21 protein-coding genes are annotated in these 21496 nt (G+C 73.9%); 17 read left to right on the top strand and 4 right to left on the bottom strand.

Features of this window, described 5'->3' with window-relative positions; genetic code table 11:
- The first annotated feature begins 2 nt into the window (after window positions 1-2).
- Window positions 3-1289, top strand: coding sequence for an imidazolonepropionase (gene hutI, locus LEP48_RS00165; RefSeq protein ID WP_225563496.1), 1287 nt, complete (start codon window positions 3-5; stop codon window positions 1287-1289).
- 39 nt (window positions 1290-1328) lie between these two features.
- Here the strand turns inward: hutI and LEP48_RS00170 are convergent, their stop codons facing one another.
- Window positions 1329-2309, bottom strand: a complete 981-nt coding sequence (locus tag LEP48_RS00170; RefSeq protein WP_225563497.1) for an arginase family protein — start codon at window positions 2307-2309, stop codon at window positions 1329-1331.
- 459 nt (window positions 2310-2768) lie between these two features.
- On the opposite strand from LEP48_RS00170, the gene LEP48_RS00175 reads away from it, so the two are divergent.
- From LEP48_RS00175 to LEP48_RS00235, 13 genes are all read left to right on the top strand, one after another.
- Window positions 2769-4217, top strand: a complete 1449-nt coding sequence (locus LEP48_RS00175) for a dicarboxylate/amino acid:cation symporter (protein ID WP_422723783.1) — start codon at window positions 2769-2771, stop codon at window positions 4215-4217.
- A 236-nt stretch (window positions 4218-4453) separates the two neighbouring features.
- On the top strand, window positions 4454-5185 hold the full coding sequence (locus LEP48_RS00180; protein WP_225563498.1) for an ABC transporter ATP-binding protein: 732 nt from the start codon (window positions 4454-4456) through the stop codon (window positions 5183-5185).
- Entirely contained in the window at window positions 5182-6009 is an 828-nt protein-coding gene (locus LEP48_RS00185; protein ID WP_225563499.1) for an ABC transporter permease subunit, read from the top strand. The genes LEP48_RS00180 and LEP48_RS00185 overlap by 4 nt, the downstream gene beginning before the upstream one ends.
- Before the next feature lie 44 nt (window positions 6010-6053).
- Entirely contained in the window at window positions 6054-6857 is an 804-nt protein-coding gene (locus LEP48_RS00190) for a hypothetical protein (protein ID WP_225563500.1), read from the top strand.
- 42 nt (window positions 6858-6899) lie between these two features.
- Window positions 6900-8294, top strand: coding sequence for a sensor histidine kinase (locus LEP48_RS18640; protein ID WP_225563501.1), 1395 nt, complete (start codon window positions 6900-6902; stop codon window positions 8292-8294).
- Window positions 8294-8992: a response regulator transcription factor gene (locus LEP48_RS00200; protein ID WP_225563502.1), complete on the top strand. Its 699-nt coding sequence runs from the start codon at window positions 8294-8296 to the stop codon at window positions 8990-8992. The genes LEP48_RS18640 and LEP48_RS00200 overlap by 1 nt, the downstream gene beginning before the upstream one ends.
- Window positions 8993-9180: 188 nt before the next feature.
- Window positions 9181-11070, top strand: coding sequence for a M15 family metallopeptidase (locus tag LEP48_RS18645; protein ID WP_225563503.1), 1890 nt, complete (start codon window positions 9181-9183; stop codon window positions 11068-11070).
- 25 nt (window positions 11071-11095) lie between these two features.
- Window positions 11096-11608, top strand: coding sequence for an aminoacyl-tRNA deacylase (locus tag LEP48_RS00210; protein WP_225563504.1), 513 nt, complete (start codon window positions 11096-11098; stop codon window positions 11606-11608).
- A gap of 170 nt (window positions 11609-11778) precedes the next feature.
- Window positions 11779-12147, top strand: coding sequence for an STAS domain-containing protein (locus LEP48_RS00215; RefSeq protein ID WP_225563505.1), 369 nt, complete (start codon window positions 11779-11781; stop codon window positions 12145-12147).
- 22 nt (window positions 12148-12169) lie between these two features.
- Window positions 12170-13357, top strand: coding sequence for a winged helix DNA-binding domain-containing protein (locus tag LEP48_RS00220; RefSeq protein ID WP_225563506.1), 1188 nt, complete (start codon window positions 12170-12172; stop codon window positions 13355-13357).
- A gap of 77 nt (window positions 13358-13434) precedes the next feature.
- Complete coding sequence (locus LEP48_RS00225) at window positions 13435-14709, top strand: FAD-binding protein (protein ID WP_308009939.1); 1275 nt, start codon at window positions 13435-13437, stop codon at window positions 14707-14709.
- A 157-nt stretch (window positions 14710-14866) separates the two neighbouring features.
- Window positions 14867-16456: a sodium-dependent transporter gene (locus LEP48_RS00230; RefSeq protein WP_225563507.1), complete on the top strand. Its 1590-nt coding sequence runs from the start codon at window positions 14867-14869 to the stop codon at window positions 16454-16456.
- Entirely contained in the window at window positions 16453-16620 is a 168-nt protein-coding gene (locus LEP48_RS00235; protein ID WP_225563508.1) for a methionine/alanine import family NSS transporter small subunit, read from the top strand. The genes LEP48_RS00230 and LEP48_RS00235 overlap by 4 nt, the downstream gene beginning before the upstream one ends.
- Before the next feature lie 124 nt (window positions 16621-16744).
- Here LEP48_RS00235 and LEP48_RS00240 read toward each other — a convergent pair whose 3' ends face one another.
- Both LEP48_RS00240 and LEP48_RS00245 read right to left on the bottom strand, forming a co-directional pair.
- A complete protein-coding gene (locus tag LEP48_RS00240; protein WP_225563509.1) occupies window positions 16745-17161 on the bottom strand; it encodes a phage holin family protein in 417 nt (138 codons plus the stop codon).
- 96 nt (window positions 17162-17257) lie between these two features.
- Window positions 17258-17641 (bottom strand): LLM class flavin-dependent oxidoreductase, encoded by a 384-nt coding sequence (locus LEP48_RS00245; RefSeq protein WP_225564085.1) that lies wholly within the window; start codon window positions 17639-17641, stop codon window positions 17258-17260.
- Window positions 17642-17713: 72 nt separating this feature from the next.
- On the opposite strand from LEP48_RS00245, the gene LEP48_RS00250 reads away from it, so the two are divergent.
- From LEP48_RS00250 to LEP48_RS00260, 3 genes are all read left to right on the top strand, one after another.
- On the top strand, window positions 17714-18643 hold the full coding sequence (locus LEP48_RS00250) for an ABC transporter substrate-binding protein (protein ID WP_225563510.1): 930 nt from the start codon (window positions 17714-17716) through the stop codon (window positions 18641-18643).
- A gap of 114 nt (window positions 18644-18757) precedes the next feature.
- Window positions 18758-19729: an amino acid ABC transporter permease gene (locus tag LEP48_RS00255; RefSeq protein WP_225563511.1), complete on the top strand. Its 972-nt coding sequence runs from the start codon at window positions 18758-18760 to the stop codon at window positions 19727-19729.
- The gene (locus LEP48_RS00260; RefSeq protein WP_304608319.1) at window positions 19726-20541 is read left to right on the top strand and encodes an amino acid ABC transporter ATP-binding protein; all 816 of its coding nucleotides are present in this window, start codon (window positions 19726-19728) and stop codon (window positions 20539-20541) included. Before LEP48_RS00255 ends, LEP48_RS00260 begins: the two co-directional genes overlap by 4 nt.
- A gap of 47 nt (window positions 20542-20588) precedes the next feature.
- Here LEP48_RS00260 and LEP48_RS00265 read toward each other — a convergent pair whose 3' ends face one another.
- Window positions 20589-21335, bottom strand: a complete 747-nt coding sequence (locus LEP48_RS00265) for a hypothetical protein (protein WP_225563512.1) — start codon at window positions 21333-21335, stop codon at window positions 20589-20591.
- Between the last annotated feature and the right edge of the window lie 161 nt (window positions 21336-21496).

The following is a 21496-nucleotide window of genomic DNA, read 5'->3' on the forward strand; positions in this document are numbered from 1 at the left end:
ACGTGCCGGAGGTCGAACATCCCGGGGATGCGACGCTGATCCTCGGGATCGGCGAGCTGACGACGAACGCGCCCGGGACCGACGGCGCCGTCGGCCCCGACGACCCGACCGGCGTCGTCCGCGACGCCGCGCTGCTGCTCGACGGCGGCCGCGTGGCCTGGGCGGGCCCGGAGAGCGCCTGCGCGGCCGGGGTGGAGCGCGTGCTCGGGCGCGCGCCGGACCGCGTCGTCGAGGTGGACGGCCGCGCCGTCGTCCCCGGCTTCGTGGACAGCCACACGCACCTCGTGTTCGCGGGCGACCGGTCCGCCGAGTTCGAGGCGCGCATGGCCGGGCGCCTCTACACGGCGGGCGGCATCCGCACCACGGTCGCGGCGACGCGCGCGGCGTCGGACGACGCGCTGCGAGCCAACCTGCGCCGGCACGTCGCCGAGGCGCTGGCGCAGGGCACCACGACGCTCGAGGTCAAGAGCGGCTACGGGCTGAACGTCGCCGACGAGGAGCGGTCCGTGCGGCTGGCCCGCGAGGTCACCGAGGAGGTGACGTTCCTTGGCGCGCACGTCGTGCCGACCCGGTCCGCGGGGGACGCACCCGCCGACCGCGACGCGTACGTCGACCTCGTCACCGGTGACATGCTCGCCGCCTGCGCCCCGCACGCGAGGTGGGTCGACGTCTTCTGCGAGATCGGCGCGTTCACCCCCGAGCAGGCGCGGCGGGTGCTGACGGCAGGCGCCGCCGCGGGCCTCGGCGTGCGGGTCCACGCGAACCAGCTCGGCCCGGGCCAGGGCGTGCGTCTCGCCGTCGAGCTCGGTGCGGCGTCCGTGGACCACTGCACCTACCTGTCGGACGACGACGTCGCGGCGCTCGCGGGCTCGTGGCGGGACGGCGAGGGGACCGTCGCGACGCTGCTGCCCGGGGTCGAGTTCTCCACCCGGCACCCGTACCCCGACGCACGGCGGCTGCTCGACGCGGGGGCGGTGGTCGCCATCGCCAGCGACTGCAACCCCGGGTCGAGCTACACGTCGTCGATGCCGCTCATGGTGGCGCTCGCCGTGCGGGAGATGGGGATGACCGTGGCGGAGGCCGTCTGGGCCGCCACCGCGGGCGGCGCGCGTGCCCTGCGTCGTGACGACGTCGGGCACCTGGGCCGTGGCGCCCGCGCCGACGTCGTGGTCCTGGACGCGCCGTCGCGCACGCACCTGGCGTACCGCCCCGGCGTGCCGCTGGTGCACGCGGTCTGGAGGGACGGCCACCAGGTGGTGGGCCGGTCCGGTCGAACCGCGCCGGGATAGAGAGTCGTCAGGCCTCTCTATCTCGGCAGGGTGGGCTCTCTATCTCGGCGGGGTGGCCTCGCTGTCTCGGCGGAGGGCGACGCCGGCGAGGACCTCGAGGACGCACAGCGCCGCGAGGCGCACCGTGCGGCCGTCGGGAGCGTCGGCGGTGGCGTCCACCTCGGCGACGTCGACGGACCGCACGCGCTCGTCCTGCGCGGCGGCGCGCACCAGCGCGCGCAGCTCCCACGCCGCGAGCCCGCCCGGCACGCTGGCCGGGCACCCGGGCGCCACGGACCGGTCGCAGACGTCGACGTCCACGTCCAGGTGCACGGGCCCGCCCGCAGCGCCGGCGACGTCGAGGGCCTCGCGGACGAGGTCGTCGAGCCCGCCGATGCCGTCCCGACCACCCGCGCGCCGCACGTCGTCGAGCGTCACGACCGTGATCCCCAGGTCCCGCGCCCGCCGCACGTACGCCGCCGAGTTCGCGAAGTCCGCGATCCCGACCTGCACGACGCGGGACGGGTCCAGCCCCGCCTCGACGAGCCGGCGCACGGGCGAGCCGTTGGAGACGCCGTCGCGCAGGTCGTGGTGGGCGTCGAAGGTGACCAGCCCGGCCGTCGCCAGCGTCTCGCCCCACGCCCCGAGCGCGACGGGCACGGTGAGCGCGTTGTCGCCCCCGAGCGCCACCAACGCCCGTGCCCCGGCGAGCGCGGCGGCGACGGCGTCGCGCGCCCGCGCCTCGCCGTCGGGCCCGTCGGGCTCGTGGACGTCGCCGTGGTCGACGACGGCCAGGGCGCCCAGGTCGACGGGGTCGCCGCCCGGGCCGCGCACCAGGGCGGGGCCGTACCGCCGCAGCGCGTCCCGCACGGCGGCAGGCGTGGCGTGCGCGCCGGTCGCGGACAGAGACGTGCGCCACGTCCCGACGCCGAGCAGCGCGAGGTCGGCCGTCGGCCCGGGGGTGGCGGCGTCCGGCGACGGACCAGGCCAGCCGCCCGCACGCGGCCAGAGCGGGTCGTGGGGCAGGGGTGGGGTGCTCACCCGGCGACAGTACGTCGGCGTATGACGACGGTCACGTGGGGGAGCATCGGCGCCTCGACGCTGCTAGCCTCCTCGTGTCCGCGGGTCACCGGCCCGCGCCGTATCGCCCACGACTCCGTTGGAGATCCCGTGACCGTCAGCGTCCCCGTGAGGAACCTCCTCACCGCGCGCCTCGATGTCGACTTCCGTCGCGTCGCCAGCGCGCTGTGTCGCTGACCCTTCGCTGACCGCCGTCGACGCCGACGGCGTAGCACCCCGGCGCCTGCCGATCCCTGGTCCTCGGTGACCGCCGTCGTCCCCTGACGACCGCGCCGCCCCGACCGCCCCGGCCTGTGAGCGCCCGCCGCACGCGTCCGTGCGCCCGTCGTCCCCGGACGACGTCCCCTGCCCGACGGCGCCCCTACCCTTGCGCGCCGCCATCCCCGGTGCCACCCGGCACCAGAGGCGAAAGGTTCCCTCGTGTCCCGCACCTCCACGGCGAAGATCCCCGGCACGTCTGCGCGTGCCCGCGGACTGCGTCTTCCCTCGTTCTCCGTCCAGATCCTGCTGGGCCTGGTGCTCGGCGTGCTGCTCGGCTGGGCGGCCCTGGCCCTGGGCCCGCAGGCCGACGGCGAGACGCCCAACGGCCTGACCACGACGCTCGACACCATCGGCTCGTCGTTCGTCACCCTGCTCAAGGCGATCGTGCCGCCGCTGATCTTCACGGCGATCGTCGCGTCGATCGCCAACCTGCGCACCGTCACGAACGCCGCCCGCCTGGCCGGCCAGACCCTGCTGTGGTTCGCGATCACCGCCGCGATCTCCGTGGCCATCGGCATCGGCCTGGGCCTCGTGTTCCAGCCCGGCAACACCACGACGCTCACGACGGCGGACGCCGCCGAGCCGTCGCGCACCGGCACGTGGCTGGACTTCCTCAACGGCCTGATCCCGAGCAACGTGCTGGGCCTGGGCGCCTCGACGTCGGTCGAGGCGGGCGCCGACGGCGCGCTCAGCGCCGAGACGGGCGTGAGCTTCAACGTGCTGCAGATCCTCGTGGTCGCGCTCGTCATCGGCATCGCGGCGCTCAAGTCGGGCGCCAAGGCGGACCCGTTCCTGGCGTTCAACCGGTCCGCACTCGCCATCGTGCAGAAGGTGCTGTGGTGGATCATCCGCCTGGCACCGCTGGGCACGATGGGCCTCATCGGCTACGCCGTCGCGACGTACGGCTGGGAGTCGCTGCGCTCGCTCGCGTCGTTCGCGGCGGCGGTCTACGTGGGCCTCGCCCTGGTGCTGTTCGTCGTCTACCCGGTGCTGCTGCGAGTCAACGGCCTGAGCGTCCTGTCCTGGTTCCGCGGCGCGTGGCCGGCGATCCAGCTCGCGTTCGTGTCCCGCTCCTCGATCGGCACCCTGCCCGTGACGGAGCGCGTCACCGAGCGCAACCTCGGCGTCCCGAGCGAGTACGCGTCGTTCGCCGTGCCGCTGGGTGCCACCACCAAGATGGACGGCTGCGCCTCGATCTACCCCGCGATCTCGGCGATCTTCGTGGCGCAGATCTTCGGCGTCGACCTGTCGGTAACGGACTACCTGCTCATCGCGTTCGTCTCCGTGGTGGGCTCGGCGGCGACCGCCGGCCTCACCGGCGCGATGGTCATGCTCACGCTGACGCTGTCGACGCTGGGGCTGCCGCTCGCGGGCGTCGGGCTGCTGCTCGCCGTCGACCCGATCCTCGACATGGGCCGCACCGCGGTGAACGTCGCGGGCCAGACTCTGGTGCCGACGATCGTCGCCAAGCGCGAGGGCATCCTCGACCTCGAGCGGTTCCGCGCCGCGTCGGCGGAGCACCTGTTCGCCGACGACGAGCCGGAGTCCGCGGACGCCGCCGAGGCGCCCGCCGAGCGTGAGCTGGCGGAGGCCACCGCGCGCGGCTGACCCTGAGGTCGTTGTGAGCGGGCGTCTGGCCCGGTTCGGGACTCCGAACCGGGCCAGACGCCCGCTCACAACGTTGTGCCGGGGGCCCTCGGGTGGACGACCTCCTCCTCGAGGAGGAGGTCGTGCGGCCGCCGATCTCGGCCGTGCGCAGGTGACGGCGCCGTGCGGTGCGTCCCTACCGTCGACGACGACGGGCGGCACGACACCGACGCACGCCGCCGACACCAGGAGGACGCATGATCTCAGTGACGGCGCTCACCAAGCGCTACGGGCCCACCACGGCCGTGGACGGGCTGACGTTCACGGCACCGTCCGGGGCGGTGACGGGGTTTCTCGGGCCGAACGGCGCGGGCAAGTCCACGACGATGCGGATGATCGTGGGCCTCGAGCGGCCCACGTCCGGCACGGCGACGGTCGACGGCCGCCCGTACGCCGAGCTCGCCGCACCGCTGCGCACCGTCGGCGTCATGCTCGACGTCCGCTCCGCGCACCCCGGGCGCACCGCGTTCCGCCACCTGCTGGCGCAGGCGCGCACCCACGGCATCCCCCGGTCCCGCGTGGACGAGGTGATCGCCCTCACCGGGCTCGAGGCCGTGGCGCACCGCCGGGCGGGCACGTTCTCGCTCGGCATGGGCCAGCGGCTCGGCATCGCCGGCGCGCTGCTCGGCGACCCGGGGACGCTGATCCTCGACGAGCCGGTCAACGGGCTCGACCCCGACGGTGTCCTGTGGGTGCGCGACCTGGTGCGCCGCCTCGCCGCCGAGGGCCGCACCGTCCTGCTCTCCTCCCACCTGATGCACGAGCTCGCCCTGTGCGCCGACCGGGTCGTCGTCATCGGCCAGGGCCGGCTGCTCGCGGACGCGACCGTGCCCGAGCTCGTCGACGGCACCGAGGGCGGATCCCTCGAGGAGGCCTACCTGCAGCTCACCGCCGGCGCGGTGCAGTACCGGGGCGGTGACGTCCGATGACGGTGACCCTGCGGCGCGTCGTCGCCTCCGAGTGGACCAAGCTCTCCGGCCTCCGTGGCCCCGCCGCGATCGTCGTCGCCACCGTCGTGGTGTCCGGCCTCCTGACGTACGCCGCCGCGAACGCGTCGTCCGTGGACCCGGGGTTCGACCCGATCGACTCGCTCACGGCGGGCCTCGTGCTCGCCCAGGTGGGCCCCCTGATCCTGGGCGTCCTCGTCGGGACGGGGGAGTTCGGCTCCGGCACGTACCGCGCGACGTTCACCGCGGTCCCGCGCCGGCTCCCCGTCCTCGCGGCCCAGACCCTCGTCACGGCCGCGGTGGCGCTGGTCACCGCCCTCCTGGCCGTCGGCGCCGCCGTGGTCGCCCTCCTGCCGCCCGCCGCGTCGCGAGGGATCGCCCTCGACCTGACGTCGGACGGGACGCCGCAGGTCCTGGTGGGCATGGTGGCCTTCCTCGTGGGGCTTGCCCTGCTCGGCCTCGGGGTCGGGGCGCTGCTGCGCCGTCCGGTGCCGTCCGTCGTGGCCGTGGTCGCCGTGGCCCTCGTGCTGCCGATCGCGCTCGTGCTGGCGGCCGACGCCGGGACCGACCCGATGGCGGGCGCGGCGGGGAGCACCAGCCTCCAGGACACGGTCAACACCGTCGTCACCCTGCTGCCGAGCGGCGCGGGCGCGCTCCTGGCGACCCCGCCGGGGACAGGCGGTGTCGAGGGGGCCCCCGACCTCGGCCCGTGGGGCGGCGGGCTCGTCCTCCTCGCGTGGATCCTCGTGCCGCTGGCCGCGGCGGCGGCGCGCCTGCGCGGCCGGGACCTGACCGGGTCCCGGTGAGAGTCCCGGTGAGAGCCCTGGTGAGAGTCCTGGTGAGAGTCCCGGTGAGGCGGACGGTCGCCGGGCACGCCGGCGTCACCGTGACCCGCGTGGTCGCCTCGGAGTGGACCAAGCTGGCCGGCCTGCGCGCGCCGGTGTGGGTCGTCGTGGCCACCGTCGCCGCAGCGGCGGCGCTCGCGGCAGTGCTCGGGATGTTCCTGCGGCCGGGGGACGGCGGCAGCGGGGCCACGCTGGTCGTCTCGGGGCACCTGCTCGTCCAGCTCGGACCGCTGGTGCTGGGCGTGCTGGTGGGTGCGGGCGAGTACGGCGCCGGCACCGCGACGACGACGTTCACCGCCGTCCCCCGGCGGCTGCCGGTGCTCGCGGCGCAGGTGGCCGTGACGGCCGTCGTCGCGCTCGGCACCGCGGCCGCCGCCGTCGCCGCGGCGGCATGGGCGACGGCCGGCGTGCGGGCGGGCTCGGGGCTGGCGCTCGACCTCGGGGACGGCGAGACCGCCCGGGTCCTCGCCGGGTACGTGCTCTCGCTGACGGGCGTGGCCCTCCTGGGGCTCGGCCTCGGTGCCCTGCTGCGCCGTCCCGCGGCGGCGTTCGGTGCGGCCGCGCTGCTGCTCGTCGTCGTGGACCACCTGCTCGCGACGAACCCGGGTCGGGTGACCGACACGGTCCGCGCCCTCCTGCCGGGCGCCGGGTCGCGCCTGCTGCTCGACGACGCAGGGCTGGCGTCCCTGGACGCGGCGAGCCTCGGCCCCGACCTCGGGCCGTGGGGCGGGGGCGTCGTCCTCGGACTGTGGGTGGCCGGCCTGCTCGCCGCCGCCGCGCTCCGGCTGCGCCGTGGCGACGTCGTCTGAGCGCGGGGAGCGGTCGTGACGGGCGGTGGGAGAGTGGGGGACGTGACGACCCACCGCGCGGCCGGCGCCCTCACCGCGGGGCAGGTGCAGCACCAGGGCCCGGTGCGGCGCCTGCTCGCGTCCCGGCCGTGGGTCGCCGACGTGGCCCTCCTCGGGCTCGTGCTGCTGCTCGGGCTGTTCGCCGCGGCGCTCGCCCTGCAGACCGTCGAGGGGTCCACCCGCATCGGCCTGTACCGGCCGGGCGACCCTGCCGGATGGCGGGTGCCGGCGGCGTCGCTGGCCGGCACGGTCGCCGGTGCGGGCCTCCTGACCCTGCGTCGCCGACGGCCGCTCGCGGTCGTCGTGGCGCTGGTGGCGCTGTCCGCCGCCTCGCTCGCGCTCGCGGGCGTGCTGGGGGTGCTGGGGGTCTGTCTCGCGGGTGCGCTGTACGCCGTGGCGGACGCCCGCAGCCCCGGGACCGCCTGGGCCGTCTGCGCGGCCGTGTTCGCCGTGCTGTCGGTGGCGATGTGGTCGTGGCAGGAGATCGGCCTCGCGGAGATCCTGCTGTGGAGCGAGCCGATCATGGATCCCGCGGGCGAACCGGCCCGGCAGCTCGACGAGCCACCCTTCTCGGCCGGCCGGCGCTCGGCCTCGGTGTCCCTCCTGCTGGCGCTCCTGGTGCTGGGTGTCGCCGCCGGTTCGGCGGTGCGGGCCCGCCGCCTGCACGCCCTGGACATCGTCGAGCGGTACGAGGCGATGGCGCGGGACCGGGACCAGAGCGCCGCGATCGCGCGCACGTCGGAGCGCGCCCGCATCTCCCGCGAGATGCACGACGTGGTCGCGCACAGCGTCTCCGTCATGGTGGCGCTCTCCGACGGGGCGGGCGCCGCGCTCGACCGTGCGCCCGAGCGCTCCCGCGAGGCGCTGCGGGAGCTGTCCCGCACCGGCCGGGAGGCGCTGTCGGACCTGCAGCGGGTGCTGGGCGCCCTCGACCCCGGTGACGACGACGCCGCACCCGCCGACCCGGGGACGGAGCCCGTCGGGACGGACCTCGGTGCTGTCGTCGAGCGGTTCCGCGCCGCCGGGCTGCCCGTGACCGCGCGCGGCCTCGACACCCCGCTGCCGCCGGACACCTCGCTGCGCCTCGCCGTCGTGCGCATCGTGACCGAGGGCCTGACCAACGTGCTCCGGCACGCGCCCGGCACGTCCGGCGTGCACGTCGCCGTGGAGCGCGGCACGGGCACGGTCGAGGTGGAGGTGCTCGACGACGGCGGCACGCGGCCGCCGTCCGGTGGTGGCAGCGGCCGCGGCATCCTCGGGATGCGGGAGCGGGCTGCGCTCCTCGGCGGGCGTGTCGACGCCGGCCCCCGGGCGGGCGGCGGGTGGCGGGTCCGCGTCGTGCTGCCCTGGGACGAACGGACCGACCCCCGCCCCGAGGACGACGAAGGAGACCGGTGATGACCACGGTGCTGCTCGTGGACGACCAGGCGCTGCTGCGCATGGGCTTCCGCCTCGTGATCGAGTCCACCGACGACCTCGACGTCGTCGGTGAGGCGTCGGACGGCGCGAGCGCCATCGAGCAGGTCGCCGCGCTCGCCCCGGACGTCGTGCTCATGGACATCCGCATGCCGCGCATGGACGGCATCGAGGCCACGCGGCGCATCGTCGCGGAGCACCCGGCGGTGCGTGTGCTCGTGCTGACCACCTTCGACGTCGACGAGTACGCGTTCGCCGCGCTGCGCGCCGGGGCGAGCGGGTTCCTCCTGAAGAACGCGCGCCCCGACGAGCTCCTCGACGCGATCAGGACGGTGGCGACGGGGAGCTCGGTCGTCGCGCCGCGCGTCGTGCGCCGCATGCTCGACCTGTTCGCGCGGCACCTGCCCTCCGGGCAGCCGGACGACGGCGACGCCGCGGGGGACGGGCTGGACCCGCGGCTGCGTGCGCTCACGCCCCGCGAGCTCGACGTGCTGCGCGGGATCGCGGACGGGCTGTCCAACGCCGAGATCGCGGAACGTCTCGTCCTGTCGGCGACGACCGTGAAGACCCACGTCGGGAACGTCCTGGCCAAGCTCGCCGTCAGGGACCGGGTGCAGGCCGTGATCGCCGCGTACGAGTGCGGGCTCGTCGAGCCGGGCCAGGGGTTCAGGACCCGCTGACCCCGCGATGACCGTTGAGTGAATTCTGCTCTGGCGGGTGGCATGGCGCGGCAGCCTGGCGCACAGTAGGAACACGATGTGGTCGCCCGCGTCATCCGTGCGCGGGCCGATGTGCAAAGATGCGAGCGCTGCCGCATCGAGGCCAAGGGAGGTTCGCGGTCGTGACGCTTGCGCAAGGCGCTGACCAGGTGGAACGCCCTGGGTCGCGGACGTCCGGACGGCGGCTGCTGCGCCTGCTCGGCTCCGGCATGGCGGCCGGCTTCCTCGCGGTCGGCCTCGTCGCACTCCCGGTGATCGGCTCGCCCTCCGACCAGGCGCTGCTGCACGCGGACCAGGAGCTGCCCGCGCAGGGTGCGGGCAGCCCGACGGGCGAGGGCGTGTCCGTCGGGATGATCGGGTCGGCGAACGACCGGCCGACGACCGTCGACGAGGTCCTGGACGTCCTCGAGCGCGCCGAGCTGGCCGCCCACGACGCCGGGGTCGAGATGACGCCGCAGATCGAGCAGGCGGCCGCCGAGCTGGGCATGCTCCTGAGCAGCTACCTCGGCCACCAGGAGAGCGTCGTGGAAGGGCTGCGCACGTTCGCGGCGCCGTCCGACGGGGACCAGGCCGCGTCGCTCGCGCCTCCGGTGCTGGCGCCCGAGACGGAGGCGCCGGCGCAGACGCCGGTCACGGTTCGGCCCGTCGCCCGCGTCGTGGGCCTCGGCCAGGGTGCGGAGCCGGACGACGAGGCTCCCGCCGGCGAGGTTTTCGCGGACGACGAGGCTGAGGCACGCGACCACGAGGCCGACGAGGTCACGTTCGACGACGTCGTGGTCGCCGCGACGCGTCTCGCCGGGCTGCTCGACCCGTCGACGGCGATCGGCGTCTCGGCGATCGTCCCGGCCGGCGGCGCCGACGGGAGCGCGGCGGTCCTCACGGCGAGCCTGCGCGCCGTCGTCGCGAAGTACGCGGGCAGCACGTCCGGGTTCGCGAACGGACGCATCCCGACATCGGCGCTGTGCCCCCTCGACTTCGCCCCCGGCCACATGCTGCGGTGCGACGCGGCCGATCAGCTCACGGCCCTGAACGAGCTGTACGAGAAGGAGTTCGGGTCCCCGATCCCGATGACCGACTCGTACCGCCCGTTCGAGGTGCAGGTCCGGCTCAAGATCACCAAGCCTCACCTTGCCGCGGTGCCCGGCACGTCGAACCACGGCTGGGGCCTCGCCGTCGACCTGTCGAACCCGATCGCGGGCGGCGCGTCCGCCGAGTACGTGTGGCTGCGCGTGCACGGACCCGACTTCGGCTGGGACAACCCCTCGTGGGCGCGTCCGAACGGCTCCAAGCCCGAGCCGTGGCACTTCGAGTTCTTCGCCGCCGGTGCCATCCCGGACCGCGCGCAGAACGCCTCCGACGTCGGCGTGCGGGTGCGGGACGCGAGTGAGGACGGTCCGACGAAGCCGGCCGGCACCCCGTCCGACGACGGCAGCAAGGACACCTCCAGGACCGGCGCGGACAAGCCCCAGGACAGCACGAAGAAGCCCGCCGGCAAGGACACCGACAAGAAGACGCCCGCGAAGCCGGCGCCCACGCCCGCCCCGACCCCCACCGAGCCGTCGACCCCGTCTCCGTCCCCGACGCCCACGGACCCGACCGAGCAGCCGACGGAGGAGCCGACGGAGGAGCCGACCCCGACGCCCACGGACCCGACCGAGGAGCCGACCGAGCCGACTCCGACCCCGACCCCGACGCCCACGGACCCGACCGAGGAGCCGTCCGATCCGGAGCCGACCGACCCCCCGGCGGACGGCGGCGAGGGTGAAGAGGGCGACGAGGGCGACGAGGGCGACGAGGGCGACGAGGGCGACGAGGGAGCAGAAGGCGGCGAGCAGTGCCCGACGGACGATGCGGCGGCGGAGACCGAGGACTCCGAGGCCTCGGATCCCGACGCGGAGGGCACGGACACCGACGCGGCGGAGCCCGAGAGCGAGGAGCCGGAGAGCGACGGCGTCGACTGCGGTACGGATGACGAGAATGACTGCGCCACGGACGCCGCCCACGACCTGGCGGCCAAGCAGGACGAGGACGACGCGTGACGCCGTCGTCCCGGCGCGCCGCACGATGAGCGGCCCGGCCGCTGCCGACGGGCCGCGCACCGAGACGGACGGCGAGCGGCGGTCCCGGCAGGCGCTGGAGGCGTCGGGGATCCCGTTCGAGCTGGTGCGGCACGGCCGGGTGGCATCCCTCGAGGAGGCGGCGCGGGTCCGCGGCGTGTCGCCGGAACAGATCGTCAAGAGCATCGTGGTGCGCCGGGGCGAGGGTGATTTCCTTTTCGTCCTCGTGCCGGGCGGCCGCACGATCGCCTGGCCCCGCCTCCGGGCGCTGTTGGGCGTGACCCGGCTGTCGATGCCGGACAAGGACGTCGCGCGGGACGTCACGGGCTACGAGCGCGGCACGATCACGCCGTTCGGCTCGACGACACCGTGGCCGGTGGTCGCGGACCTGCGCGTCGCCGGCAAGGTCTCGGTCGGGGCCGGCGGGCACGGGGTGGCGGCCACGCTCGACGGCGCGGAGATGGTGCGCGTGCTCGGCGCCCAGGTCGCCGACGTCACGGACCCGGAACCCTCGGGATGAGGTGTGCCCCTGGGGGTGAGACCATGACCGGCAGCGGACGGACGCCACCCGGTGAGGGTGGACGAATCCACACGGCGGGGGAACACTCGACGCGGGCCCGTTGTTCGGAGCCATATCCGAGGGACCCGCTCGCCGATCGGCATTCGCACGTACGGGAGCTTCACGACGACATGGACATCGACATCAGCACTGAGCCGGAGCCCAGCTCGGGCATCTCGACACGCAACTCCGACGACGCGACCGTCCTGACCCTGTGGGGCGAGGTGGACGCGGCGCTGCGCGAGGCCGCGAGCGACGCCATGGCGGCGCTGGCGGTGCGAGGCACGGTGCGCCCGATCGTGCTCGACGTCCGCGACGTCACCTTCATCGACTCGTCGGGCATCGCCTTCATCCTGCAGGTGTACATGCTCGGTCAGGAGACCGGGACGCCGGTGCGCCTCCGCGACCCGTCCGACGCCGTGTCCGAGGTGCTGGAGATGGTCGGCATGGGCGGCCGGATCCCCGTCGACGCGTCGGAGCCGACGGGCCGCGTCGGCTGACGCCGCCGCCCGCCGCCCTCGGATGACCTTGACATTCGCCGCCGTCGACTCCGCGCGGGTGCGCGCGGCTCGCCTCGACGCGCTGCACCTGCGGCCGGACGTCGCGGGCGGCGCGCAGGACCTGACGTCGGCCGTCGCGCACCTGCTGGCCGTGCAGGGACAGGAGCTGCAGCCCGCGCTGTGGGGCCTGTCGCGCCGGGTCGCCCCGTCTCCCGGCGCGACGTCGTCTCCCGGTCGCACGGAGGCCAACGCCCTGCTCGCCGCCGGCGAGGTGCTGCGCACGCACGTGCTCCGCCCCACCTGGCACCTGCTGCGGCCCGACGACGCCCGCTGGCTGGTCCGGCTCACGGGCGAGCGCGTGGCACGGCTCGTGGCGTCCACGGAGCGGAGCTGGGGGATGGGCGACCTGGGCCCCGGCGTCGACGCCGTCGCGGCCGAGGTGGCCGACGGGCCGCGGACCCGCGCCGAGCTCAAGGAGGCGCTCGTCGCTCGCGGGCTGCTGGCCGCGGACGCGCCGGGGGTCGTGTTCACGCACGTGCTCATCCGGGCCGAGATCGGCCGCCTGGTCATCAGCGGACCGCCCACGGAGGGCCGGCCCACGCAGCACCAGACCTATGCGGCGTTCGACGACCGCGTCCCGTCGGGGTACGGGCCGCTCGGCGAGCGGTACGACGCCCAGGAGGCCGTGCTGGAGCTGTGGCGGCGCTACCTGCCGGCGCGCGCCTTCGCGACGGTGAACGACCTGCGCCTGTGGAGCGACATCACCGTCAGCGCCCTGCGCCGCGGGCTCGCGGTGCTCGAGGACGCGGGGGAGGTGGTGCGGCTGCCCGGCGCCGGCGACCTGGAGGGCCTGGAGCTGGTCGCCACGCGCGAGACCGCTGAGCGGTGGTCCGGCGCGGGGATCCCCGTCCCCTCGCGCGCCGGCCCGGTCGTGGACCTCCTCCAGGCGTACGACGAGCTCCTCCTGTCCTACCGCGAGACGCGGCACGTCGTCCTCGACCCCGCGCTGCCGCTGCCGGACCGGACGGGGTCGTTCGTCCACACGGTCCTGGTGGACGGCGTCGTCGCGGGTCGTTGGCGGTGGCCAGCGGGCCGTGCGGTCGACGCCGAGCACCCCGTCGAGGTGCAGTGGATGCGCGACCCGACGCCTGCGGAGCGCGCCGCGCTCGACGAGCAGTCGGCCGAGCTCGGCGCCTACCTGGCGCGCTGAGGTCGGTCGGAAGGACGACCGAGGATCCCCCCGGAGGCGGATTCCGTCGTCCGCGCCCAGATGGCAGGGTGGTGATCGTGCATCAGAACTGGGCTCGCAACCTCACGTACTCGGCGCGGGAGCTCGTGCGCCCCACCAGCCTCGAGCAGCTCGCGGAGGTGCTCACGGGTGACGAGCCCGTGCGCGCTCTCGGCTCGCGGCACTCGTTCAACGACGTCGCGGACACGCACGGCGTGCACGTCCAGGTGGACGCGCTCGACGACGGCCGCCCGGCGGTGGACCCGCTCACGCCCGACGGCGAGTCGACCGGCGTCGTGTCGGTCAACGCCGGCCTGCGGTACGGCGAGGTGTCGCGCGGCCTGCACGCCACGGGCCGCGGCCTGGGGAACCTGGCCTCCCTGCCGCACATCTCCATCGCGGGTGCGGTCGCCACGGCGACGCACGGGTCTGGCGACGCGAACCAGAGTCTCGCGAGCTCTGTCGTCGGCCTGGAGCTCATGACGCCGAACGGCGAGCTGCGGCGCCTGACCCGCGACGAGCACCCGGACGTGTTCGGCGGCTGCGTGGTGTCCCTCGGCGCGCTCGGCGTCGTGACGCGGGTGGAGCTGCTCACCGTGCCCACCTACGCCGTGCGGCAGGACGTGGCGGCCCACGTGCCGTGGGACGCGTTCGTGAGCGACTTCGACGCGATCACCGGGTCGGCGTACTCGGTGAGCGCCTTCACGAGCTGGGACGAGCCGGACGTGCGGCACGTGTGGTTCAAGTCGCTGGCGGGGGCCGACGGCGGGAACCGCCCGGACGTGCCGGCCTCCGTCCGGTCGTGGGCCGGCGCGCCCGTGCACCCGCTGCCCGGCGTGGACCCGGCGGCGTGCACCGAGCAACTCGGCGTCGCGGGGCCGTGGAACGACCGGCTGAGCCACTTCCGGCTCGAGTTCACGCCGTCGGCGGGCGACGAGATCCAGTCGGAGTACCTGTTCCCGCGGCGGAAGCTGGGGGCCGCCGTCGAGGCGATGCGCGCGATCTCGGCCACGGTGGGCCCGCTGCTGCAGACCAGCGAGATCCGCACGATCGCGCCCGACGACCTGTGGCTGAGCCCGTTCGACGAGCCGTCCGTGGGCTTCCACTTCACCTGGCTGTCGCGGCCCGCCGAGGTGCTGGCCGTGCTGCCCGACGTCGAGCGGGCGCTGATGCCGCTGGGTGCGCGGCCGCACTGGGGCAAGGTGAGCACCGTCGACGCGCGCGACCAGGCGGAGCTGTACCCCCGGTTCGCGGACTTCCGGCAGCTCGCCGACCGGCTCGACCCGGAGGGTCGCCTGCGCGGGGGCCTCGTGGGGCGCCTGCTCGCCGACTGACCGGCGTCGCCCGCGGACGGCGGTACGACGACGCCGATCCGCCGTCGGATCCGCGGCACGCCGGGCCGGCTTCGGATGCCGAGAGGGCCGGATGCGCGCATCATCGCTCGTGAGACACGTTTGACGCGGCGGTGATCACCATGGAGGTTCGTCACCTGTGAGCGCACCAACCACATCAGGCAACCATCCCCCACGGGAGCAGTTCAGCGGGCAGGTCGGCTTCATCCTGTCCGCGATCGGCTCGGCCGTCGGGCTCGGCAACATCTGGCGTTTCCCGGGCGTCGCGTACGAGAACGGCGGTGGGGCGTTCCTCATCCCGTACGTCATCGCGCTGCTGACCGCGGGCATCCCGATCCTCTTCCTGGACTACGCGCTGGGGCACCGGTTCCGGGGCGGCCCGCCCACGGTCTTCCGCCGCGTCAAGCGGTGGCTCGAGACGCTCGGCTGGTTCCAGGTGATGATCTGCTTCGTCATCGCCATCTACTACGCCGCGATCATCGGGTGGGCGCTGAGCTACTTCGTCTACTCGTTCGACCTCTCGTGGGGCGACGACACCGCGGGCTTCTTCACGGGCGACTACCTGCAGCTCTCCGACACGGCGAACGGCGGGGCCTGGTTCACCCTCGACTTCGTGCCGGCGGTGCTGATCCCGCTGGTGCTGGTGTGGCTCGCCGCGATCGTGGTGCTCGTCGCGGGCGTCGCCAAGGGCATCCAGCGCGCGAACGTCGTCTTCCTCCCGCTGCTGGTCGTCGCGTTCGGCATCCTCGTGGTGCGCTCGCTCTTCCTGGACGGCGCGGTCGACGGCCTCAACGAGTTCTTCACGCCGAACTGGACCGCCCTCGGCGACCCGAACGTCTGGATCGCGGCCTACAGCCAGATCTTCTTCTCGCTGTCCGTGGCGTTCGGCATCATGATCACGTACGCCTCCTACCGGAAGCGGCGGGCGAACCTCACGTCCCCCGGTCTCGTGGTGGCGTTCTCGAACTCGGGGTTCGAGCTGCTCGCCGGCATCGGCGTGTTCTCCGCGCTCGGCTTCCTGGCCCACGAGCAGGGCGTCGCCGTCGGCGACCTGGAGGGGATCTCCGGCCCGATCCTGTCGTTCGTGACGTTCCCCGCCGTCGTCTCGCAGATGCCGGCCGGGCCTCTGTTCGGCGCGCTGTTCTTCGGCTCGCTCGCGATGGCCGGGTTCACGTCGCTGATCTCGATCCTGCAGGTGGTCTCCGCGTCCTTCCAGGAGAAGTTCGCGCTGCGCCGTCAGACGGCGGCACTGTGGATCGGCGTGGTCTGCGCCGTGCTGTCGGTGGTCGGCTTCTCGACCACGACCGGCCTGTTCGCGCTCGACACGATCGACAACTGGTCCAACAACATCGGCATCGTGGCGTCGGCCGTGCTCATGTGCGTCTTCATCGTCTGGGCGCTGCGCCGCGGACCGGAGCTGCGGTACCACGTCAACGCGATCTCCACGTTCCAGGTGGGCCGGTGGTGGTACGCGTGCGTCGGCGTCATCGTGCCGGCGGTCCTCGCCTACATGCTGGTGGAGCGGATCATCACCCTGGTCGAGGAGCCCTACGAGGGCTACGACCCGACCTATCTCCTGTACGTCGGCTGGGGCACGCTCGTGGTGCTGGTGGTGGGCGCGATCGCCCTCTCGCTGCCGCGCTGGCGCCGGGACCCGGAGGACTTCGTCGCCTGGCCCCCGTTCCCCTCGTCGTCCGCGACGACGACCTCGAAGGAGGCCGCGCGATGACCACTCCCGCGATCCTGCTCATGATCCTGGCCCTGCTCATCGTGTGGGGCGGCCTCGTCGTCAGCATCCTGGCCCTGCGGGCGCGCCCTGAGCGCGACGACCTGCCGCCCGGCGGCGAGGACGACACCCGCGACGAGGGCTCGGTCATCGTCCACGACACGTGACGCGGACCTCACCTCGGCTCCCCGCCGAGATAGAGAGGGCTCCCCGCCGAGATAGAGAGGGCTCCCCGCCGAGATAGAGAGGGGCGGACCGCACCGGTGCGGTCCGCCCCTCTCCATCTCGGCGTCAGTCGTTCTCGCGCACCCGCTCCACGCCCTTCTTGAGGAGCACGAGGGGCAGGAGGAACGCCGCGAGCATGCCGACGAGCCAGACCACGACCGGCCCGAGGATCCAGCCCGCGGCACCGGCGACCTCCAGCCCGTCGGTGAGCAGCACGGCGAGGATGAGGGCGACGAACGTCGAGAGCAGCCCCACCGCACCCACGAGCGCCGGGGCGTTGTTCTGCGCCGCCTTGGCGAGGAACGGGGACAGGATCGCCTGCGCGAGCGCGAAGACGAGCACCGCGACGACGAAGCCCAGCGGCTCGGACCAGACGACGTTGAACGTCTCGAGGTCGAAGGCCCCGAAGATCCAGTCCGTCAGCAGGATGCCGACCGCCGCTGCCAGCAGGAAGATGCCTGCGCGAATCAGGAACCTGATCATCTTCGGAGCATAGGGAGCACCGGGCCCCCCGGCACGCCGGGAGGCGCCGGCGCTCGACGGGGGTGGCCGGCGCTCGACGGGGACGACCGCGGAAGCTCAGCTCTGCGCGTCGCGCCAGGCCACCCACTCCTGGGTGAGGCCCAGGTCGTAGTCGGGTCCGTCGACGCCCGTCGTGAACAGGGTGACGCCCGCGGCGACGAGGTCGTCGGCGACCTCGGACGGCGGCCGCGAGACCGCCACCGACCGTTCCACCTGCGCGGCGGTGTCCCGCCCGACGGCGCTGCCGTGCTCGTCGAGGATCGCGCTCTTGCGCGCCAGGGTCGCGGCGTCGCCGAACGAGTGCCACACGTGGGCGTGCTCGGCGACGATGCGCAGGGTCTTCTTCTCCCCGCTGCCGCCGATCAGGATCGGATGTCGCGCGTCGGTGCGGGGTTCATGGTGACAGCGTCCCGCCTGGGCGTGACCGACGTCATGCTGAATCGGTTGGCGAAATTCATGCGGGGCTCCGCATACTCATGAATACCCCCTCGCACGAAGATCCGGAGCACCACCATGCGCACCCTTCTCTCCGTCGCAGCCTCTGCTGCCGCGCTCGTCCTGCTCGCAGGCTGCACCACGGCCTCCCAGGACGGCGGAACCACCCCGGACGCGGCTGCCGCCAGCCCTTCGCCGACGGCCTCGGGCTTCGACATGTCCACCGTCCAGGTCGACGACAAGCTCGCCGCCGCGGTCCCCGCGGAGGTCTCCGAGGACGGGATGCTCACCATCGGCTCCGAGCTCACGTACGCGCCCGTCGAGTTCGTCGCCGTCGACGGCAAGACCCCGGTCGGCATCGACATCGACATCGCCGGCGCGGTGGCCGCCAAGCTCGGCCTGGCCCCGGACGTGCAGTCGTCCACGTTCGACGCGATCATCCCGGCCGTCGGCACCCGCTACGAGGTCGGCTTCTCCGCCTTCACGGTCACGCCCGAGCGGCTCGACACCGTGAACATGGTCAGCTACTTCAGCGCCGGCTCGCAGTTCGCCGTCGCGGCGGGCAACCCGAACGACGTCGACCCGAGCAACCTGTGCGGGCTGACGGTGGGTGTCCAGACCGGCACGGTGCAGCACGACGAGGTCGAGGCCGCCTCCGCCACCTGCGAGGACGAGGGCCAGGACGCCGTCGAGGTGCTCCCGTACGACTCGCAGGCGGACGTCGCGACCAACCTCGTGGGGGGCAAGGTGCAGGCGATGTACGCGGACTCGCCCGTCACCTCCTACGCCGTCCAGCAGTCCGGAGGCGCGATCGAGCCGATCGGTGACGTGACGGACGCGGCGCCGTACGGCGTCGTCGTCGCCAAGGAGGACGCCGAGTTCGCCGCCGTCATCCGCAGCGCGCTCCAGCGCCTCATCGACGACGGCACCCTGGACCGGATCGCCGAGACGTGGGGCAGCGAGGGCAGCGTCCTGACGACGGCAGAGGTCAACCCGGCCGCGCGCTGATTGCTGACCGGATGACCGTGGCCGGTGACGGCGGCCGCTGACCGCCGTCGTCGGCCACCGTCGTCGGCCACCTCGACCAGCGCGTGCGCCGGCTGCCGAGCACCAGGAGGAATCATGGAGTCCCTGCCCGAGCTGCTGCGCGCGCGCCCGGTGCCGCGCCCCGGCCGCTGGGTGTCCGCCGCCGTCGTGCTGGTGCTCGCCGCGATGGCTGTCAACGCGCTGGTCACCAACCCCGCGTTCCGCTGGGACACGGTGTGGCTGTACCTGCGTGACGTCATCGTGGTGCGCGGCGTCATGTGGACGCTGGTGCTCACGTTCGGCTCGATGGCGATCGCCGTCGTGCTGGCGATCCTGCTCGCCGTCATGCGGCGCGGCGACAACCCGGTGATGAAGTCCGTCGCCTGGTTCTACATCTGGTTCTTCCGCGGGACCCCGATCTACACCCAGCTCGTGTTCTGGGGACTGATCTCGGTGCTGTACCCGCGCCTGAGCCTCGGCGTCCCGTTCGGGCCGGAGTTCTTCGTCTTCACGACCCGCGACGTCATCACCGCGTTCTGGGCCGCCCTGCTGGGGCTCGCGCTCAACGAGGCCGCGTACCTCGCGGAGATCGTGCGCGCGGGGCTGTCGTCCGTGGACCCGGGCCAGGCCGAGGCTGCGCGTGCGCTCGGCATGAAGGACGGCAAGATCCTGCGCCGGGTGGTGCTGCCCCAGGCGATGCGCGTGATCGTGCCGCCCACCGGTAACGAGACCATCTCCATGCTCAAGACGACGTCGCTCGTCATCGCCGTGCCGTTCACGCTCGAGCTCACGTACGCGACGAGCGCCATCGGCAGCCGCACCTACCAGCCGATCCCGCTGCTGGTCGTCGCGGCGCTGTGGTACCTGCTCATCACGTCTCTGCTCATGGTCGGCCAGCACTTCCTGGAGCGGCACTACGGCCGCGGGTTCGACGGCGGGCGCACGGGGCGGCGAGCGGGCAGGGCACCCGGCGCCGGCCCGGGCGGTCGCGGGCGGCTCAGCAGGCAGCAGGCGATCGGCGCGGCCGGCACCACCAAGGACGACCCCTTCCTGGAGGTGACCCCATGACCGCGTCGGTCGCACGGGAGGAGCACGTCGGGCCGGACGGGACCATGGTGCGGGTCCGCGACCTGCACAAGGTCTTCGGACGCGGGCACGACGCGGTGCACGTGCTCAAGGGCGTCGATCTCGACGTCGCGCGCGGTTCGGTGACGGTCGTGCTCGGACCGTCCGGGTCCGGCAAGTCGACGCTGCTGCGCTGCGTCAACGAGCTGGAGGAGATCACCGCGGGCGACATCCGCGTCGGCGGAGAGCGCATGGGCTACCGGACGGACGCCAAGGGCGTCGTGCACCGGCTGCACCCCAGGGTGGTCGCCCGGCAGCGGTCCCGGATCGGCATGGTGTTCCAGCGCTTCCACCTGTTCGGCCACATGACGGCGCTGCAGAACGTCATGGAGGCACCGGTGCAGGTGCGCGGGCTGTCGAAGCGTGCCGCGCGCACCCGCGCGGTCGAGCTGCTCGACCGCGTGGGCCTCGCCGACCGTGTCGACCACTATCCGGCCCAGCTCTCGGGCGGGCAGCAGCAGCGCGTCGCCATCGCCCGCGCGCTGGCGATGGACCCCGAGCTCATGCTGTTCGACGAGCCGACGTCGGCCCTCGACCCGGAGCTGGTCGGTGAGGTCCTGGCCGTGATGCAGGACCTGGCCGCCTCAGGGATGACGATGATCGTCGTGACGCACGAGATCGGGTTCGCCCGCGAGGTCGCGGACCACGTCGTGTTCATGGACGACGGCGTGATCGTCGAGGAGGGCGCGCCCGCGGACGTGCTCGACCACCCGGCCGAGCCGCGGCTGCAGGAGTTCCTCGCCCACGTGCTGTGAGCGTCCGTGCACGCCGCGGCGGCCGACGCGCACGGTAGGCCACCGCGTCACAGGACCGAGCAGACCCCGCCCCAGTCGCGGTGGCCGATGGAGACCTTCCTCCAGAAGTGGGCGGAGTAGCCGCCGTTCTGCGTCTGCGTCTTGGAGATCGTCCGGGTGGTGCCGTTGCGCCACGACGCCGAGGAACCGGTGAGCCAGGTGCTGCCCGTGGGGCAGCCGTCCGCCGACGCCGAGACCCGGTAGATGCGAAGGAAGCCTGTCACGGTGCCGGAGCCACGGTACTTCCAGGACGCGTAGACGCGGCCGCTGCCCTTGGACAGGCATGCCGTCCCGGGGCCCGAGGTGCTGGCGCACCGGTTCCCGGACGGCAGGTCGGTGGCGGCGAACCCGGTCGCCCCCGCGGAGCGCGATGCGCCGTCGCCCACGGACTCGAGGGCGGCGTCGGAGCAGCTCTCCGCGAGGTCGACCCGGTGTGTCACGAGGTCGGCGGGAGCACCCATCGCCACGTTGTAGTCGCGATCGACCTCGTCGGTGACCGTCACGTCCTCGAGCACGCACCCGCGCGCCTCGGAGTCCGCGGCCCAGTCGGTGGCCTTCGCGGCGGCACGCTCCTCGGCGGCCCACGCCTCCCACTCCGCCGCGGGGCTGCCCGGCTCGGGGACCCCGGGGAGGTTCGCCTGCTCCGCCACGGCGGCGGGCGTCCCCGTGCCGGGCACCAGGGCCAGACCCAGGGTGAGGACGCCTGCAGCGAGCCCGATGGCCGCGCTCCGACGGGTGGACTGGGATCGCCTCATGTCGTTCCTCGCCTCGATGTCGATTCCGTTGTCGAGCGTTCGTTCGCGTGCACGAGTCGTGGGCGAGCGTACTCAGCGAGACGGTCCACGCAAGCCCGTGTCAACTACGGTGTAGCAGTCAGGACCCTGCCGGCAATGACAGGGTGATGGGTGGAAGGTTA

Origin of the sequence: Isoptericola luteus, from assembly GCF_020297055.1 — a bacterium.
Lineage (GTDB): Bacteria > Actinomycetota > Actinomycetes > Actinomycetales > Cellulomonadaceae > Isoptericola > Isoptericola luteus.

Coding starts and splice junctions, on each gene's coding strand:
- LEP48_RS00260 (WP_304608319.1), top strand. CDS start 19,726: ATGACCGCGTCGGTCGCACGGGAGGAGCACGTCGGGCCGGACGGGACC.
- LEP48_RS00265 (WP_225563512.1), bottom strand. CDS start 21,335: ATGAGGCGATCCCAGTCCACCCGTCGGAGCGCGGCCATCGGGCTCGCT.
- LEP48_RS00220 (WP_225563506.1), top strand. CDS start 12,170: ATGACCTTGACATTCGCCGCCGTCGACTCCGCGCGGGTGCGCGCGGCT.
- LEP48_RS00240 (WP_225563509.1), bottom strand. CDS start 17,161: ATGATCAGGTTCCTGATTCGCGCAGGCATCTTCCTGCTGGCAGCGGCG.
- LEP48_RS00200 (WP_225563502.1), top strand. CDS start 8,294: ATGACCACGGTGCTGCTCGTGGACGACCAGGCGCTGCTGCGCATGGGC.
- LEP48_RS00185 (WP_225563499.1), top strand. CDS start 5,182: ATGACGGTGACCCTGCGGCGCGTCGTCGCCTCCGAGTGGACCAAGCTC.
- LEP48_RS00250 (WP_225563510.1), top strand. CDS start 17,714: ATGCGCACCCTTCTCTCCGTCGCAGCCTCTGCTGCCGCGCTCGTCCTG.
- LEP48_RS00210 (WP_225563504.1), top strand. CDS start 11,096: ATGAGCGGCCCGGCCGCTGCCGACGGGCCGCGCACCGAGACGGACGGC.
- LEP48_RS00255 (WP_225563511.1), top strand. CDS start 18,758: ATGGAGTCCCTGCCCGAGCTGCTGCGCGCGCGCCCGGTGCCGCGCCCC.
- LEP48_RS00180 (WP_225563498.1), top strand. CDS start 4,454: ATGATCTCAGTGACGGCGCTCACCAAGCGCTACGGGCCCACCACGGCC.
- LEP48_RS00215 (WP_225563505.1), top strand. CDS start 11,779: ATGGACATCGACATCAGCACTGAGCCGGAGCCCAGCTCGGGCATCTCG.
- LEP48_RS00235 (WP_225563508.1), top strand. CDS start 16,453: ATGACCACTCCCGCGATCCTGCTCATGATCCTGGCCCTGCTCATCGTG.